The 16,009-nt window shown below is 38.7% G+C and carries 19 protein-coding genes; 7 read left to right on the forward strand and 12 right to left on the reverse strand.

Annotation, left to right across the window (positions count from 1 at the left end):
• Positions 1 to 78: 78 nt before the first annotated feature.
• The 3 genes from DRF61_RS07770 to DRF61_RS07780 form a co-directional block, all read right to left on the reverse strand.
• Entirely contained in the window at positions 79 to 864 is a 786-nt protein-coding gene (locus DRF61_RS07770; RefSeq protein WP_111955718.1) for a hypothetical protein, read from the reverse strand.
• A 141-nt stretch (positions 865 to 1,005) separates the two neighbouring features.
• A complete protein-coding gene (locus DRF61_RS07775; RefSeq protein WP_111955720.1) occupies positions 1,006 to 2,280 on the reverse strand; it encodes an acetyl-CoA hydrolase/transferase family protein in 1,275 nt (424 codons plus the stop codon).
• Between the two features lie 26 nt (positions 2,281 to 2,306).
• Entirely contained in the window at positions 2,307 to 3,494 is a 1,188-nt protein-coding gene (locus DRF61_RS07780; RefSeq protein ID WP_111956219.1) for a homogentisate 1,2-dioxygenase, read from the reverse strand.
• Positions 3,495 to 3,616: 122 nt separating this feature from the next.
• Between DRF61_RS07780 and DRF61_RS07785 the strand changes: the two genes are divergently transcribed.
• Both DRF61_RS07785 and DRF61_RS07790 read left to right on the forward strand, forming a co-directional pair.
• Complete coding sequence (locus DRF61_RS07785; protein ID WP_111955722.1) at positions 3,617 to 5,686, forward strand: TonB-dependent receptor plug domain-containing protein; 2,070 nt, start codon at positions 3,617 to 3,619, stop codon at positions 5,684 to 5,686.
• Positions 5,683 to 6,144 carry a thioredoxin family protein gene (locus DRF61_RS07790; RefSeq protein WP_111955724.1) on the forward strand — a complete coding sequence of 154 codons (462 nt, stop codon included), beginning with the start codon at positions 5,683 to 5,685 and terminating at the stop codon, positions 6,142 to 6,144. The genes DRF61_RS07785 and DRF61_RS07790 overlap by 4 nt, the downstream gene beginning before the upstream one ends.
• 73 nt (positions 6,145 to 6,217) lie before the next feature.
• Here DRF61_RS07790 and DRF61_RS07795 read toward each other — a convergent pair whose 3' ends face one another.
• Positions 6,218 to 6,694: a cupin domain-containing protein gene (locus DRF61_RS07795; RefSeq protein ID WP_111955726.1), complete on the reverse strand. Its 477-nt coding sequence runs from the start codon at positions 6,692 to 6,694 to the stop codon at positions 6,218 to 6,220.
• A complete protein-coding gene (locus DRF61_RS07800; protein ID WP_111955728.1) occupies positions 6,687 to 7,679 on the reverse strand; it encodes an NADP-dependent oxidoreductase in 993 nt (330 codons plus the stop codon). Before DRF61_RS07800 ends, DRF61_RS07795 begins: the two co-directional genes overlap by 8 nt.
• A gap of 92 nt (positions 7,680 to 7,771) precedes the next feature.
• Between DRF61_RS07800 and DRF61_RS07805 the strand changes: the two genes are divergently transcribed.
• Entirely contained in the window at positions 7,772 to 8,149 is a 378-nt protein-coding gene (locus tag DRF61_RS07805; RefSeq protein WP_111955730.1) for a winged helix-turn-helix transcriptional regulator, read from the forward strand.
• A gap of 209 nt (positions 8,150 to 8,358) precedes the next feature.
• Here DRF61_RS07805 and DRF61_RS07810 read toward each other — a convergent pair whose 3' ends face one another.
• Entirely contained in the window at positions 8,359 to 8,724 is a 366-nt protein-coding gene (locus DRF61_RS07810; protein ID WP_111955732.1) for a DUF1304 domain-containing protein, read from the reverse strand.
• A gap of 67 nt (positions 8,725 to 8,791) precedes the next feature.
• Here DRF61_RS07810 and DRF61_RS07815 point away from each other — a divergent pair, with 67 nt between their 5' ends.
• The 3 genes from DRF61_RS07815 to DRF61_RS07825 all read left to right on the forward strand — a co-directional run bounded on the left by DRF61_RS07815 (position 8,792) and on the right by DRF61_RS07825 (position 10,307).
• The gene (locus DRF61_RS07815; protein ID WP_111955734.1) at positions 8,792 to 9,364 is read left to right on the forward strand and encodes a Crp/Fnr family transcriptional regulator; all 573 of its coding nucleotides are present in this window, start codon (positions 8,792 to 8,794) and stop codon (positions 9,362 to 9,364) included.
• A 63-nt stretch (positions 9,365 to 9,427) separates the two neighbouring features.
• The gene (locus tag DRF61_RS07820; protein ID WP_228452515.1) at positions 9,428 to 9,856 is read left to right on the forward strand and encodes a DoxX family membrane protein; all 429 of its coding nucleotides are present in this window, start codon (positions 9,428 to 9,430) and stop codon (positions 9,854 to 9,856) included.
• 7 nt (positions 9,857 to 9,863) lie between these two features.
• Entirely contained in the window at positions 9,864 to 10,307 is a 444-nt protein-coding gene (locus tag DRF61_RS07825; protein WP_111955738.1) for a carboxymuconolactone decarboxylase family protein, read from the forward strand.
• A gap of 77 nt (positions 10,308 to 10,384) precedes the next feature.
• Here the strand turns inward: DRF61_RS07825 and DRF61_RS07830 are convergent, their stop codons facing one another.
• From DRF61_RS07830 to DRF61_RS07855, 6 genes are all read right to left on the reverse strand, one after another.
• Positions 10,385 to 11,356, reverse strand: a complete 972-nt coding sequence (locus tag DRF61_RS07830) for a cyclase family protein (RefSeq protein WP_111955740.1) — start codon at positions 11,354 to 11,356, stop codon at positions 10,385 to 10,387.
• 76 nt (positions 11,357 to 11,432) lie between these two features.
• Complete coding sequence (locus DRF61_RS07835) at positions 11,433 to 12,416, reverse strand: aldo/keto reductase (protein ID WP_111955742.1); 984 nt, start codon at positions 12,414 to 12,416, stop codon at positions 11,433 to 11,435.
• A gap of 78 nt (positions 12,417 to 12,494) precedes the next feature.
• On the reverse strand, positions 12,495 to 13,169 hold the full coding sequence (locus DRF61_RS07840) for a type 1 glutamine amidotransferase domain-containing protein (RefSeq protein ID WP_111956221.1): 675 nt from the start codon (positions 13,167 to 13,169) through the stop codon (positions 12,495 to 12,497).
• 79 nt (positions 13,170 to 13,248) lie between these two features.
• Positions 13,249 to 13,536, reverse strand: a complete 288-nt coding sequence (locus DRF61_RS07845) for a putative quinol monooxygenase (RefSeq protein ID WP_111955744.1) — start codon at positions 13,534 to 13,536, stop codon at positions 13,249 to 13,251.
• A gap of 1 nt (position 13,537) precedes the next feature.
• Positions 13,538 to 14,422 (reverse strand): NAD-dependent epimerase/dehydratase family protein, encoded by an 885-nt coding sequence (locus DRF61_RS07850; protein ID WP_111955746.1) that lies wholly within the window; start codon positions 14,420 to 14,422, stop codon positions 13,538 to 13,540.
• Complete coding sequence (locus tag DRF61_RS07855; RefSeq protein ID WP_111955748.1) at positions 14,422 to 15,036, reverse strand: NAD(P)H-dependent oxidoreductase; 615 nt, start codon at positions 15,034 to 15,036, stop codon at positions 14,422 to 14,424. The genes DRF61_RS07850 and DRF61_RS07855 overlap by 1 nt, the downstream gene beginning before the upstream one ends.
• Positions 15,037 to 15,221: 185 nt before the next feature.
• On the opposite strand from DRF61_RS07855, the gene DRF61_RS07860 reads away from it, so the two are divergent.
• Positions 15,222 to 15,968, forward strand: coding sequence for a metallophosphoesterase family protein (locus tag DRF61_RS07860; protein ID WP_111956223.1), 747 nt, complete (start codon positions 15,222 to 15,224; stop codon positions 15,966 to 15,968).
• Positions 15,969 to 16,009 lie beyond the last annotated feature (41 nt).

The raw sequence follows: 16,009 nt of genomic DNA on the forward strand, positions 1-16,009 counted from the left end.
ATACACCAATAAGTGAAAAAAAAATATTTTCGAAAAAAGAAAGCCGTAGAAATTTCTACGGCTTTCTCTATTTTTTATTTAGGCTTTTCTATTTAATCTGCCAGCATCGGGATTATAATTATCCCATATTTTCCATGTATTATTTATTTTACGGATAAAATAAATCTGGGTATTAAGCTGATTGACAAAATGTTCCTCTCCGGTTTCACCTACTTTGAACAGAAGATTCCAAAATTCCTGGGTTTCCAGTATTTTTTTGTCAGGTTCGTCAGTAACCAGGTGAATATCAAAAACCTCGTAGTTGGAACGGTTGTTTTTAGTCACCAGATGAAAGTCTCTTTCGCATAATTCTTTGCTAAACCCGGAAGCTCTTTCCAAAAACGGAGAACCGTCAAATACCAGATCTTTAAAAACTTCGGTTTTATGCTCGGGGAATTTTTTGTAAAATTCAAATGCTGTAGCACAATAATCATATACCATTTGGGTAAGAAATTCAAGGTCGCCTTCTACAGGTTCCTTTTCCGGACGTTTTAACTTCATGGACTGTATATAGTCGTTAAGGTCTTTATAGCCCAGAAAAATACAGATTTTATCCAGTGTTTTCAGAAATCTGAGGTCATTATGCGTTTTGTCCTGATAATCGTTTTCAAAAAAACGCTGCAGGGTGACATGTGATATTGTATTTCCTATTTCAAATTTTTTCCCCCCTTTTAGTTCTTCAGCTTCAGATAATTCATCTTTTATAATTTCAGAAAGAATAATATAATGGCTTCTTTTCCATTCATTCACATTCCCCAAAACAGAATTTCTTACTTTTTCATGCTTTCCAACTTCTTCTCTTATCGAATTATATATAGTTTTCAATTTCCTTTGGTTTTGAATGAGTTTATCAAAAACATTGCCAAAATGTTAAAGTATTTCTAAGACCAGTTTTCGTTTTTAGTTATTAATATACTGATTATAATTTATGAAAAAATAGCCAGACAAAATAAAGCTGCGATCTTCTTAGTGTTTAAACCGTTCATAAGCAGCTCGTTCCAGCATTTCTCTATCATCAGGGTGTGCGATGCTGATAAGCTCCTGGGCCCTTTGGCGGAGATTTTTACCATACAAATAAGCTGTGCCGTATTCTGTCACTACATAATGTATATGCCCTCTTGTTGTTACAACACCGGCTCCCTGTTTAAGAAAAGGAACGATCCTGGAGACTCCTTTTTTTGTTCTTGAAGTGATGGCAATAATCGGCTTTCCGTCCTCACTTAGTGCTGCACCTCTCATAAAGTCCATCTGGCCTCCGATTCCGCTGTACTGCAATGTCCCGATGGAGTCTGCACATACCTGTCCGGTAAGGTCTATTTCAATGGCAGAATTGATGGCTACCATTTTTTTATTCCTCATGATATTGATCGGGAAGTTCACGTCGCTTACATCTTTGAATGCGAAAACAGTATTGTCATCCACATAATCGTAAAGCTTTCTGGTACCAAAACAGAAACTTGTGATGGTTTTATTATCATTATAACCTTTATATTTGTTATTGATGACATCATTCTGTATCAGGTCTATAACACCGTCACTCAGCATTTCTGTATGAACACCAAGATCTTTATGATTGGTTAAACATTTAAGGACAGCATCAGGAATGGTTCCGATACCCATCTGTAATGTCGATCTGTCTTCAATAAGTTCTGCTACATTTTTTCCCACAAGCATTTCCTCAGGGCCTACTTTTGAGCCGTAATCCACAGTTGGGAGTTCTTCTTCGTGCCACACCAGCTTATGGATCCTGCTGATGTGAATCATTCCATCTCCGTGTGTTCTTGGCATTAAAGGATTGACGATGGCAACAATAATTTTGGCGGTATCAACGGCTGCTCTTGCTACATCTACTGAAGTTCCCAAAGTACAGAAACCGTGTTTGTCCGGTGGAGAAACGGTTACCAAAGCCACATCCAGCGGAAGTATGTTTTTTCTGAATAGAATAGGAATCTCACTTAGGAATACCGGAACAAAATCTCCTCTGTCCGAATTCACTGCATCCCGAACGGGTGTTGATACAAATAGAGAATTAACAAAAAAACTATCCTTGTATTCCGGTTTTGCAATTTCAACGTTTCCCTGCTGGGTGATGGAAACCATCTCTACATTTTGCAGACGTTGAGATTGTCTCGCCAGTTCATCAATAAGATAATTCGGAGTACAGGCACTTCCATGGAAAAATACGCGGTTTCCGCTTTTTATAGTATATATCGCTTCTTCTGCACTAATATAATTGTACATAATGAAATTTTTTATGGGTGAATTTTTTATTCCTGGGAACGGTCTTCCATGGTTTTATCTGATTCTTCCAGCCATGAAGTTTTATAGGAAGGGTCTTCTACTTTCAAAGCTTCTTCTGTAATTTTCAACGGACGGAAAGGGTCTACCATTACGGCATATTCTTCTGTGAATTTTTTACCGATACTTCTTTCCATGGCTCCCGGGTGAGGCCCGTGTACGATTCCTCCGGGGTGGAGAGTGAAGTCCATCAGGTCGATGTGGTTACGACTCATGAAATCTCCTTCCGTGTAGAACAGAACCTCATCAGAATCAATATTCGAATGGTTATAAGGAGCGGGAATAGCTAATGGATGGTAGTCGTACATTCTGGCACAGAACGAACATACAACGAAATTATGACCTTCAAAATTCTGGTGTACCGGTGGCGGTTGGTGAATTCTTCCAGTGATTGGCTCAAAGTTTTTAATATTGAATTTATAAGGATAAAAGTATCCGTCCCATCCTACAACATCAAACGGATGTGTTGCGTAGATGAAATCTGTGATCTGGTTTTCTTTTTTTACTTTGATTAAAAATTCTCCTTTCTCATCTTTAGGCTCTTTAAAAACCGGGGGAATCATGTCTCTTTCGCAGAACGGAGAATGTTCCAATAGCTGCCCGAATTCATTTCTGTATCGTTTCGGAGTGTAAATAGGAGAGTGGCTTTCAAGCACAAAAAATACGGTGTCTTCTGATTTCAGTTCCACTTGATAAATGGTTCCTCTAGGAATAATAAGATAGTCTCCGGTAACAAATTCCAGGTCTCCTACAAAAGTTTTCAGAATCCCGGTTCCGTTGTGAACGTATAAAAGCTCGTCACATTCAGCATTTTTGTAGAAATAATCCATAGATTTTCTGGGTTTTGACAATCCCATTTTCAGGTCATTGTTCATCAGAAGGATCTTTCTGCTGTCCATAAAATCGTCCTCAGGTGTTACATTCATCCCCTTAAACATTCTCGGAGCAACGTTTTTTTCCACCGCGATCTTTGGGGTTACATCTTTTGCAGGTCCAATTGATTTGATCTGTGTAGGTCGGTGCGTATGATAGAGCAATGAGGAAATTCCGTGAAAGCCTTCCGTTCCGAAAAGCTGTTCATAGTAAAATTTATCTTCCGGTGATTTGAAAATCGTATGTCTTTTTGGTGGGATATTACCCGCTTGATGATATCTCATTTTACTTTTTATATCTAGTTTCTCAAATTTAATCATTTTTCGTGAATTCATTCCAACAACATTTGTCATGGTGTTTTGTAATTCAAAAATAATTGTTAGATTTGTCTAACAATTTTAATTTCATGAAGCGAATACTATTTTCTGTTACTCTTTTATCTTCTTTTTGTTTTTCCCAGGAAACAGACAGCCTGAATATACAGGAAACTATAAAAACGGATTCAGCAACAATTCCAAAAGCAAAAATCAGAACGAGTACTATTGAAGATGTTGTCATTACCGGAACTATAAAACCTTTCAGCAGATCAAAAAGCCCTGTAGCCGTAGAGGTTTACAGCCAGAAGTTTTTCCAGAAAAATCCTACTCCAAGCATTTTTGAAGCCATAGCAATGGTTAATGGAGTAAAGCCACAGCTCAATTGCTCAGTATGTAACACGGGTGATATTCATATCAACGGGCTCGAAGGACCTTATACGATGATCCTGATCGATGGAATGCCCATTGTAAGCTCACTTTCCACAGTATATGGGTTGAGTGGAATTCCCAACAGCCTTGTAGATAGAATTGAAGTCGTAAAAGGTCCTGCTTCTTCTATTTACGGTTCTGAAGCAATGGGTGGAGTGATCAACATTATCACCAAAAACGCACTGACCGCTCCAAAATTAAGTGTAGACCTGATGATGAGCACCTGGAGTGAAAATAATCTTGATGTTTCAACGAAATTTAATATTGGAAAGAATGCTGCATCTTTACTGAGTTTCAATTATTTCAGCTTTAAAGAGAAGATAGACCAGAACAAAGACAATTTCACGGATGCGGCATTGCAGAGCCGGATTTCTGTTTTCAATAAATGGAATTTTAAAAGAAAAGAAAACCGTCAGGCAAGTTTTGCGTTGAGATATTTATATGAAGACCGTTTTGGCGGGGAAATGCAGTGGGACAGATCTTACCGCGGAAGCGGAGATGTGTATGGAGAAAGTATTTATACCAACAGGGCGGAAGTGTTTGGACTGTATCAATGGCCTTTAAAAGAATATATCGTTACCCAGTTTTCTTATAATTATCACGACCAGAACTCTTTTTACGGGAGTAATCCCTATGATGCTCTTCAAAAAGTGGCTTTTGCACAGACCTATTGGAGCAAAAAGATCGGACAGCATGATCTGACAGGAGGAATTACTTTTAAAAGAACATTTTATGATGATAACACACCCGGGACATTATCCGGAGACGGAATCACCAATGCACCGATGAAATCGCCGATCTGGGGAGCTTTTGTACAGGACCAGTGGGAAATTAGTGATAAGCATACTTTGCTGGTTGGCTACCGCTTTGACTATGACAAAATTCATCATGAAGTACATTCACCAAGGTTGGCATGGAAATTTTCCCCGAATCCCTATCATACACTAAGATTCAATTTTGGAACTGGTTTTAGGGTAGTCAATCTCTTTACAGAGGATCATGCCGCACTTACCGGCTCCCGTGAAGTATTGATCAAATCAGATCTGAAACCCGAAAGATCAGTCAACGGAAACCTGAACTATATCTGGAAAATCCCGGTGGGAACCCGCATGCTGCAATTGGATGCTTCTGCATTTTACACCTATTTCAGCAATAAGATTGTAGGAGATTTTGATACTGATCCGGATAAAATTATTTATGATAATCTTAACGGATACGGAATTTCGAGAGGAGCTTCACTGAATGTAGATTTCAACTTCAGTTTTCCTTTAAGTGTCGGCTTGGGAGTGACCTATCTGGATGTTTACCAGAAATTTGACGGAGACAATAAAAAATCGCAGCAATTACACGCACCGAAATGGAGCGGAACTTACAATCTTTCTTATAAGTTTCCGAATGACCTTAGTGTTGATTTCACAGGACAGTTCTACGGACCTATGAGGCTTCCGGTATTGCCTAATGACTACCGTCCTGAATATTCACCTTTTTATTCTTTAGCCAATATTCAGGTGTCAAAAAGCTTCAGATCTGGCTTTGAGGTGTATTGCGGGGTGAAGAACCTGTTCAATTTTACACCGAAAGATCCTTTGATGAGACCCTTTGATCCGTTTGATAAATATGTAAACGATCCGGTAAATAACCCGAACCATTATACTTTTGATACTGCTTATGGATATGCACCCATGCAGAAGATCAGAGGTTTCCTCGGGATAAAATATACTTTAAAATGAAAAATTTTATTCTATTTTTAATGTTAGTGCCCTGTTTTTATCTGTCTCAGATGAAGACAGGCACTTTTTCTGATCTTGAAACATTGATGAAAAAAGATCCGAAACCCACTATTATCCATCTATATACAGACTGGTGCTCGGTCTGTAAAATGGAAAAGCATGCGTTGAATGAAGACAGGGAAACCGTGGACTTAATCAATGAAAATTTTTACCTGGTCCATTTTGAAGCTGAAAAAACGAAAGAAAAAATACGGTTTCAGGGAAAAGAATTTGGATATCTGCCGAATGGAAATTCCGGAATTCATGAATTGGCTCTTGCTTTGTCTAAAAATAAGGAACAGCCTGTTTATCCCTTGTGGATTGTTCTGGATAAGGATCAGAAGTTAGTATATTATCATGAAGGTCTTTGGATGCCGGAAAATATGAAGCAGAAACTTCTGGAAATTTCTGCTTTGTAGGTGTTTTTTCTCTCGCAGATTGTGCAGATTAAGCAGATTTTGCTTTTTGTAAAATATGTAATACAGAAAATCTTTAAATTGAATTATCAGCATCAATAAGTACCGCGAGCTGAATACACGGCTCATCCGACCGGTTGCTCCAGGCATGATTGGTTCCTCTCTGTATGACAATGTCTCCCGGTTTAAGCAAAGTCTCACCCTCTTCCATGATCAGGTAAAGTTCACCGGAAAGGATGATGATATAATCTAAAGTCTGCGTCTGATGCATCATGGGATGAGGTTCTCCGGCTTTAAATTCCATTCCGAGATCTTTATCGGGTGGAATGACAACGTAACGGAAATAAGTCCCGTTTTTTGGAGTTTGCGGAAATCCTGTGTTAGGAATTTTTGCTTCAAGATCCAGTGCTGCCGGCATTTTCTGCGTGTTCCAAATATCTGAAATGATAAGCCCCGGAAGATGTTCCACTACGTTTTCTGTCTGCTGGTCTTCTATAATGACAGATTTCCCGTTTTTGATTCCGGTGACAACGCGTCTGGGTATTTTATTCATGTTTCATGATGAGTTTGTGACCGTGGGTCTGATTATTTTTAAGAATGGAATGGGCTTTCAAAACTGTTTCCAGAGAAAGATTACCGATTGTTTTGTATTGAGGCGGGCTGATAATTCCGGTCTCAATAAGGTTAGAGATTTCCTCCAGATTTCCTTTGTAATATTGATAATCCTTGCTCATGGTATAGGAATAATTGGAAATATTCACGATTACAGTTCCTTTGTTAAAAAGGGTTTCATGGGCATCTTTTGTGATAAGGGCGGTAACATCGGCATAGGTTCCATTAATTTTTAAGACATCTGCTGTGACCTCGGACATATAATTTCCCACGAGATCGATTCCAAAATCGAAAGGCTTATTGTTATTAGCTTTTAAAAGATTGGCAACAAGATTTTCTTCTTTATAATTGATGATTTGATGATTTTGTAAACCAATTTTCAATAGAATTTGTCTGTTTTCCTCACTTCCAACAGTTGCCACAACATTGTGGAAATCATTTGCCGTTAAATATTTAATAACAAAAGCACCAACTCCGCCCGTTGCTCCGGTTACTAAAATTGTATCATCAGTGTTTAATTTCAAACGTTTGAAGGTCTGCAGTGCGGTAAGTCCTGCCGAAGGAATGGCAGCGGCCTGCTCAAAAGAAATGCTTTTAGGCTTCAGTGCGACGATGGCTTCCGGAACGGCAATATATTCGGCATAAGAACCATTGCTTCCCATGGATCCGCTTCCACAGAATACTTCATCTCCGATATTGAACTGATGGGCGGCAGCTCCTTTCTCCACAATAATACCGGACAGCTCACGGCCTAAAATAGGTGAACTGACCAGCCTTCGTTCAAGTTCATTCTCAATCATCTGGTAATCAATCGGGTTAAAACCGCTCGCTTTGATCTGAATTAAGACTTCATGATCTTTTGGAGTTGGCTTTTCGAACACAGCATTTTCAAGCTGGAAATTTTTATTTAATGCAATAACTTTCATATCAGTAAATTTGATACACAAATGTAAAGTGAGAATGGTTTATATTTGCTACCAGTTAACTATTGGTAACTAGTTACCTTAATGAAACTATTATGGCAAAAATTATTGAAAACGGCATAGAAAGAGAAGCAAGCTGCACAGAAGAACTGTTTGCAATGCGCGACAGCCTGGATGTTTTGGGTGGAAAATGGAAGCTGATGATTTTACGCTATCTGACGAACAGGACAGACCAGCAGATTCATTTTAAAAAACTGCAACGGGGAATTGATGGAATTTCTGCCAAAATGCTCAGTAAAGAATTGAAAGAGCTGGAAATCAATCTTCTCATTACAAGAACAATCCAGGACACAAAACCCATTACAGTAGTGTATGCGGTTACAGAATACGGAAAATCAGTTCTACCGGTCACTGAAACGCTTGTGAATTGGGGGATTATTCACAGGGAAAAGATCAAAGAATCGATGAGTTAGTTGATTTAAAGATTAAGTATTTAAAAATTGAAAGATGATCCCACTACAGAAATATTCGGCAAATAAAGAAATCTGCTCAATCTGCGAGATAAAAAATATTAAACAAAAAAGTTTATTTATCACTATACCTTAAAGTAAAAACAATCTCAAAATAGTATTTGTTTCTGAGATTGCTTCGTCGCGTTGCTCCTCGCAATGACAATTTAAGACTATTTCAAAAGCACAGCAATAATAGCGAGTATTGCCGGTAAAGCCTGCACAAAAAATATCTTCTTTGTTGCAGAAATAGCTCCATAAATTCCGGCTACAGCTACACATCCCAAAAAGAATAATGCTATATTATCCTGCCACTTAGGATCATCTATTAAAAATGACCAGATTAACCCTGCAGCAAGAAAACCGTTATACAACCCCTGATTGGCCGCCAATCCTTTCGTAGGCTTAAACATTTCTGCCGGTAATGCAGCTTTGAATACTTCTTTCCCTTTGGTTTCCCAGGCGAACATCTCCATCCACAGGATATAAATATGTTCCAGCGCAACGATGGCGATCAGAATTTTAGCAACAAGTTCCATGATTTTAATGTTTTTGACATTGTAAAACTAAAAAAATAAAGTTAAGTTTGGTTACTTAATTGCAAAGATGGACAGTTTCAAAGCACATTTAAACAAATTTATAAAGGTTACGGATGAAGAGTTTGCTTCCATATTTTCTTTTTTTAAGGAAGTGGAAGTGAAGAAAAAGCAGAACCTGATGCTTAATGGGGAGATCTGTAAATCGATGTATTTTGTGTCTGTAGGCTGCCTGAGGAAATTTTTTATCAATGAAAAAGGGGCGGAGCAGACTACTGAATTTGCCATAGAAAACTGGTGGATCACGGATACTTTCGCTTATGAAAGACAGATCAAATCAGATTTTTGTATCCAGGCGGTGGAGCGTTCTACCATTCTTATGATAGACAAGCAGCAGCAGGAGCTTCTGCTGAAAAAACATCCCGTTATGGAACGCTACTTCAGAATGATCTATCAAAGAGCTTATGCAGCTTCGGAAAGACGGATCCGTTATTTGTATGAGATGTCCAGAGAAGAATTATATGTACATTTCAGTACGCTTTACCCTTGGTTTATCCAGAGAATTCCACAGTATTTAATAGCTTCTTTTTTAAACCTTACTCCGGAATACCTGAGCGAAATCAGAGCAAAATTACGTTCTTAAACCAGTTTAAGATTTTTACCAATTATAAGTCGGAAATTTGTCATGTTATTAAAAGCCAGTATCATGACAGACAAAAATATCAAGTTTCCACAGCTATTTTTAAGGCTTGCTCTTGCTGTAACCATGCTTTCTGCCGTGGCGGACAGGTTCGGTTTCTGGGGTGCCAATTCAGTCTGGGGAAACTGGGCAAATTTTGAGGCATATACAAGAAAACTCACCTGTTTCCTTCCTGAATCTTTAAGTATTGTTTCGGCTTATGCTGCTACTTTTTTTGAAATTATTTTCCCTTTAATGCTTCTCGTGGGTTGGAAAATCAGGATTGCAGCCTATGGGGCGGGTTTCTTACTGCTGGTATTTGCACTGTCCATGACAATCGCACTGGGAGTTAAGGCACCGCTTGACTACTCTGTCTGGGTAGGAAGTGCCGGAGCATTTTTACTGGCGGTTCAGCCAAAATATTTTTTTAGTATAGATCGTTTAACCCATAAATAATAATAGTATGAGCGCAAGATTAAATATTGCCAACGTAGATTCAGCGGCTTACAAAGCTATGCTTGGACTGGAAGGATACCTTCAGACCATTTCACTCAACCACATCCAAAAGGAGTTAATTAAGATCAGGGCTTCACAAATCAACAAATGTGCTTTCTGCCTTGATATGCACACAAAAGATGCCCTTAAATATGGTGAAACAACTCAAAGAATTTTCATCCTTAACGGCTGGAGAGAAGCGAAAGATTTTTTCACAGAAGAAGAACAGGTTCTTTTGGCGATGACGGAGGAAATTACCCTGATCAGCGATAAAGGCCTTACAGAAGAAACATTTCAGAAGGCAAAACAGTACTTTGATGAGGCAGCCATTGCACAGATCATCATGGCTATTGTGACCATTAATGCATGGAACAGAATAGCGGTAAGTACACATCTGGAAGTTCCAAAATAATTTTTGGCAAAACTTATGATCAAAATAGCCTTTCAAAACTGAAAGGCTATTTTATTTTATTTTTATGGATCAGGATTCTAATAGATTGCAACAGGATTGATATTTACCTGTGTGGATCCCACATACAATGGCTGTCCCAGAACAAACAGAAACTCCCAGATCCTGTCTTTTACCAATGGACGGCTGTCAATCAGTTCAAGATTGTAAATTCCCTTTTTGGCCAGCATGAACTGGTTGATGGGAAATTCTTCCTTGGATTTCGGATTGGGATAGACCTCTGATGCCCAGGTATCTCCTCCGAAGGCAACAATTCCCTGCTCAGCAAGCCATTGCGCAGCTTCCATACCAATTCCCGGCTCGGTTTCTAAAAACTTCTGATTATCCTTTCCGATCAGTTCCAGCCATCCGGTATTGAACAGGACAATATCACCTTTTCTGAGGGTAATTCCCTGTTTCTTTAAAACGGCTTTAATATCTTCTGCTGTAAATTTCGTACCACCCGGAACTACTGCTTTCCCATAGTGAGCGGTCATATCTAAAACCACACCCCGGGTAACAAGAGGAGGCACTTTTTCAATACCAAGTTTCTTTACTCCTTCTACAGTTACAAAATCAGCGGCTTTATTTCCGTTGTAATACGTATTGTCAATTCCGATGTGGCCAATGCCGTTCAGCTGGGTTCCCACCCCGGTCCATCCATTCACAAGCTCATCATTGAAAGTGAATTTATTCGGTCCAAGGCTCTTTCCGCCCTGTTCACCAGGCTGGATATTGTATAAATTAAAACTTCTGTGTCTGAAAGCCGGAAGATTTTTATCAATAGCTACAGCCAAAGGAAGTGTTTTACCCTGTTTTACTAATCCTATGGCTTGTTTTACAACTTCCGGGGTCAGCAGATTGGCAGCTCCTATTTCGTCATGTGCCCCATAAACAGAAGGGTACCATGATGTATCGTCAGGATTGATGCTTTGGTTTTGCGCTTTTAAAGCGATGCTGGTAATGGTCAATAGAGTAACCAATCCGAACATTTTGATCAGATTCTTTTTCATTTTTTATCAGGTATGGGGTGAAAGAAAGAAAAGCAGCAAACTGTTTCATCTGAAAGAGTTCACTTGCAGTATCAGATTAAATTTCGCTCAATGCTGTATTGATGAAATTCAATTCGTCCTGAGAGAGCTCAATGGACATAGCCTGGGCATTTTCGATAGCCTGCTGAGCGTTTCTGGCTCCTGCCAGTACAACGGTAATTGCCGGCTGCATGGTAGTCCAGCGTAATACCAGCTGTGAAAGGGAGGCGTTTTTTTCCTTAGCAATAGGTTCTATTTTTTCCAGGAAAGTTTTCACTTTATTTAAATCAAACTGTGAAAAATAGCCGTTTCTGTGGTCGTTATCCTTTAATTTATCTTCTTTGAAATATTTTCCGGTCAAAAGACCTCTTTCCATCGGGCTGTAAACAATAATTCCTGAATTATTTTCTAAAGAATAAGGGACCAGATCGCCTTCAATAGCCCTGTTCAGCATACTGTAAGAAACCTGGTTGCTCGCCAGATGAAGAGTTCTGTTAGCTTCCTGCATTTGTGAAACGGTATAATTGCTGACTCCTGCTGCAAGAATTTTTCCCTGTTGGATAAGAAGTTCCATAGCTTCCATTGTTTCGCAGATCGGGGTGGTGCTGTCCGGCCAGTGAAGCTGTAAAAGATCGATATAATCTGTTCCCAGTCTTTTTAAACTTTCTTCTACTTCTTTTATTACATTGGCTTTTGAAGCATATTTATGAACCGGGAAGGTTTTTCCTTCATCCTCAGCATCAAAGAAAAATTCTCCTTTTCCGTTGTTGCTCCCGTCCCATACCAGCCCGAATTTGGTCAGCAGCTGGATTTTTGTACGGTCTTTTCCTTTAATAGCTTCTCCGATCATCTCTTCGCTGAGTCCGAATCCATAGAAGGGTGCCGTGTCAATAGAAGTTACGCCGTGATCCAGAGAGGCATGAATTGAATTGATGGAATCCTGTTTTTCATTTCCGCCCCACATATTTCCTCCGATTGCAAATGCTCCGTGAGTAATAGCAGACAGTTCCAGTTCTGTATTTCCTAATTTTCTGTATTCCATTTTTGTTTTGAATAAGTTGTATTTAAAAATTTAACCACAAAAGGCAAAAGCTTTATTCTTTTGTGGTTAATGAATTGATTATTTACTAAGTTCTTTTAAAATAGCTTCACCTACGCTTTTTGCAGACTGTGGATTTTGTCCGGTAATCACTCTCTGGTTCGTTACTACATGGTTCTGCCAAAGCCCTGATTTTTCAAATTTTGCCCCTCTTTCTTTCAGTTTTTCCTCCAGAAGGAAAGGAACTACATTGGTAAGCTTTACTTCAGCTTCTTCTTCGTTGGTAAAGGCATTGATTTTTTTGCCGTCTACAAGATATTTTCCATTGCTCAGTTTAATATTCACAAGACCGGCCGGACCGTGGCATACTGCCGATACAATACCGCCATTCTCATAAATTTTTGAAGCAATACCTGCCAATTCTGTATTATCTGCGAAATCCCACATGGCGCCATGACCTCCTGCGTAGAAAATTGCGCTGTAATTGTCTGGATTTACCTGAGAAGGCTGTAAAGAATGATCGATTTTGTTTTTGTATTCCGTATTTTCCCAGAATTCTTTGTTTACGGGATCTTTTAAATCAAATCCGTCTACCGGAGGAGTTCCGCCTTTTGGGCTTACAAAATCAATTTCATATCCTGCTTTGTGAAGCACTTCCCATGGATGGGAAACTTCGCCAAGATAATATCCGGTGTCTTCGCCGGTGCTTCCTTTTTTGTCATGACTTGTTACGACAAACAAAATTTTCTTTTTCATAAGTTTAGATTTTTGGTGTTGTGCCTGTATAAACCCCACAGTAAGTAAGGCTAAAAATAAAAATGTTAATTTTTTCATATTAAAGGATATGGGTGGTATAAATTTGTGGTTGTTCCTGTAGTTTCTCGTCAATAATAGCCCCGAAAGCCTGAATATAAGGCTGCTGGTTATGCTGTGCCAGCCCTTCTTCGCTTTTCCAGATCTCATAGAAAATAAAATGGTTTTTATCTTCAATTCCCTGGTGAAGGCTGTAAAGTTCACAGGCTTCTTCTTTTCTTGTTTCCTGAACCATATTCTGAAGGGTTTCCAGTACTTCCGCCTGATATTCTTCTTTGGCTTTGATAACTGCTGTAAGATAAATTTTCATATTAAATAAAATTTTCGATGGATTGATATTGGGGATTCCAGCCCAGTTCTGTTTTGGCCTTATCCGAATTACACAAACTGTTTGAGGCAAATCCAAAATACCCTCCCGCAGGACCAAATGTATTGACTGCCTCATGTATGCTGACAGACTGTGCCGGTTGTAAATTGTATTGTCTGCTTATATTTTCTGCCAGATTTCTGATCGTGGAAGAACCGTTTTCTGCATAATAAAGAGAACCTGCTTTTGCCTTTTCCAATGCAAGTACATACAGATCTGCAAGGTCCTCGATATGGAGGTTCGACCAGATATTTTCGCCTTTCCCAAAGTAAGCTCCAAATCCTTTGCCTTTAGAAAAATTGATCAGAGCCGGAAGCTGAATGCTGTCTTTTTTTAAACCCAGTCCCTCGCCATAAACCATGGTAGGTACAATGACGATGCTTCTTATATTTTTTTTGGCAGATTGAAGTATGTACTGATTAATCAGCACTCTTGATGCCATTTCAAGCCTGGGATTCAGAGGAATATCTTCTGTGTAAACAAAATCATTTTTTTCTCCGTTCTCTTTTCCTCCGAAAATAGCTGAACCTGAAGTAAAAATAAAGGCTTTACCGGTTCCTTCCAGCGCATTGATGAAACTGTCTGCTGCATAGGCATCATCCGCAGAATCTGCAGTATGGATAATGGCATCAGCATTGGAAATGGCAGCATTCAAAATAGCTTCGTCATGTATATTGCCTATAATGGATTCAATTCCTGCCTGCTTTAATTTTTCTGCTGCCTCTGCATTGCGGACAAGCCCTATAACACTGTAGCTTCGTTCTGCCAGCTTTCTGGCTACGGAACCCCCGATATAACCGGTGATTCCAGTTATTAATATCTTTTTCATTAGGCTAATTGTGGTTTAAGTTCTTTTTCAAAAACCTGCTCAATGTGGTCTCTGTAAAGTTTCATATCACGTTCTATATTGGCGTTTTTCTCTACGTCGTGGAAGTGAAAACTTCCCATTTTTTCCAAAGAAACAAAAGCATTCATTTTATGGAATCCAAATAGCGGTCCATTATCTACGCTGGTCTCATTGAAGAATTCTCCGGGAAGCGTAAAGGCAGTTTCAGGCGCATTCCAACTGGTGGTTACCATATATTTTCTTCCGCCCAGCATTCCTCCGGTCCCATAGTTGATTTCCGGGTTTTCAGCTTTTCTTCCGTCGCTCATGTAAATTCCTTTGGCATGACCGGCTGTGAAAACTTCATCAATATATTTCTTGAATCCGTTGGGAAGCTGGAACCACCAGATCGGAGTGTGGTAGATAATAAAATCTGCCCAGACAAATTTCTTTACTTCTTCATCCTTATCGAAACCATTTGCAATTTGAGTGGTTTTTACTTCTATATTTTCAAATTTCTTAAGTACTGCAAGTGTATTTTCTGCAATCGTGTCATTATATTTTCCTCCGGAATGTCCGAAATTTTGCCCTGCGTTAATGATCAATACTTTTTTCATTTTATGATTGTTTAAATTTTATGATGCAAAGTTACATTCAGGTGTTGTATAATAAAAATAGTATAAATTATAAGTAATTATTAGAATAATGATAGTTGGATGTCTCATTCATGGTTAAATATCATATAGCCGGTTGATCCTGTTGTCAGACTTCTCCTGTAATTTTGTTATGAAATAGAATGAATATGATACGGATTGCCATTTTTAGTGATGTACATGGAAACCTTCCCGCATTGGATGCTGTGCTCGAGGATATGGAGAAAAGAGGAATTACGCAGAAATTCTGCCTGGGTGATCTGGTTGATTTTGCCCCCTGGGGAAATGAAGTGATTGAAAAGATCAGATATCTGAATATTCCCTGTCTTATGGGAAATCATGACGAAAGAATTGCTTTCGATATCCCTGTTGTTCCTTTGCCAAAACATTCACCGGAAGAAACAGAAGCCAGATTTATAGCTATTGGTCATTCCAAAAAGTATATTACAGACAAGAATAAAACGTTTTTATCAGGATTATCTTTTCATATAAAATTAAACTATAAAGTAGGAAAGCGGCACTGGAATATTCAATTGGTACATTCAGGTCTATTGAATAATGATATTTACCTGTATGAATCTGAGAATAATAAGGTTTTTATAGATATGCTGGAAGAATCCCAGTCTGATATCGTTGTAATGGGACATACCCATTTATCATTTAAAAAATATTTTGAAACTAAAGGATGGGCTGTTAACTGCGGATCTGTAGGCCGTTCCAAAGAAGAAAACCGCCTGGCATCCTACCTGATTCTGACGATAGAAGAAGATTATATGCTGCCGGAGATTATTCAAATTCCTTATCCTATTGAAGAAACTGCTTTTGCTATCGAAGAAAGCGGGATTCCCAATTATTATGCTTCCTTTCTGAAGAATGAAAAAACATCAGTATTATAATTATTTTGTAATTTTGTATCAGAATATTTATAATTAAAGTT

This window comes from Chryseobacterium lathyri (genome assembly GCF_003290185.1).
GTDB classification, from domain to species: Bacteria; Bacteroidota; Bacteroidia; order Flavobacteriales; family Weeksellaceae; genus Chryseobacterium; species Chryseobacterium lathyri.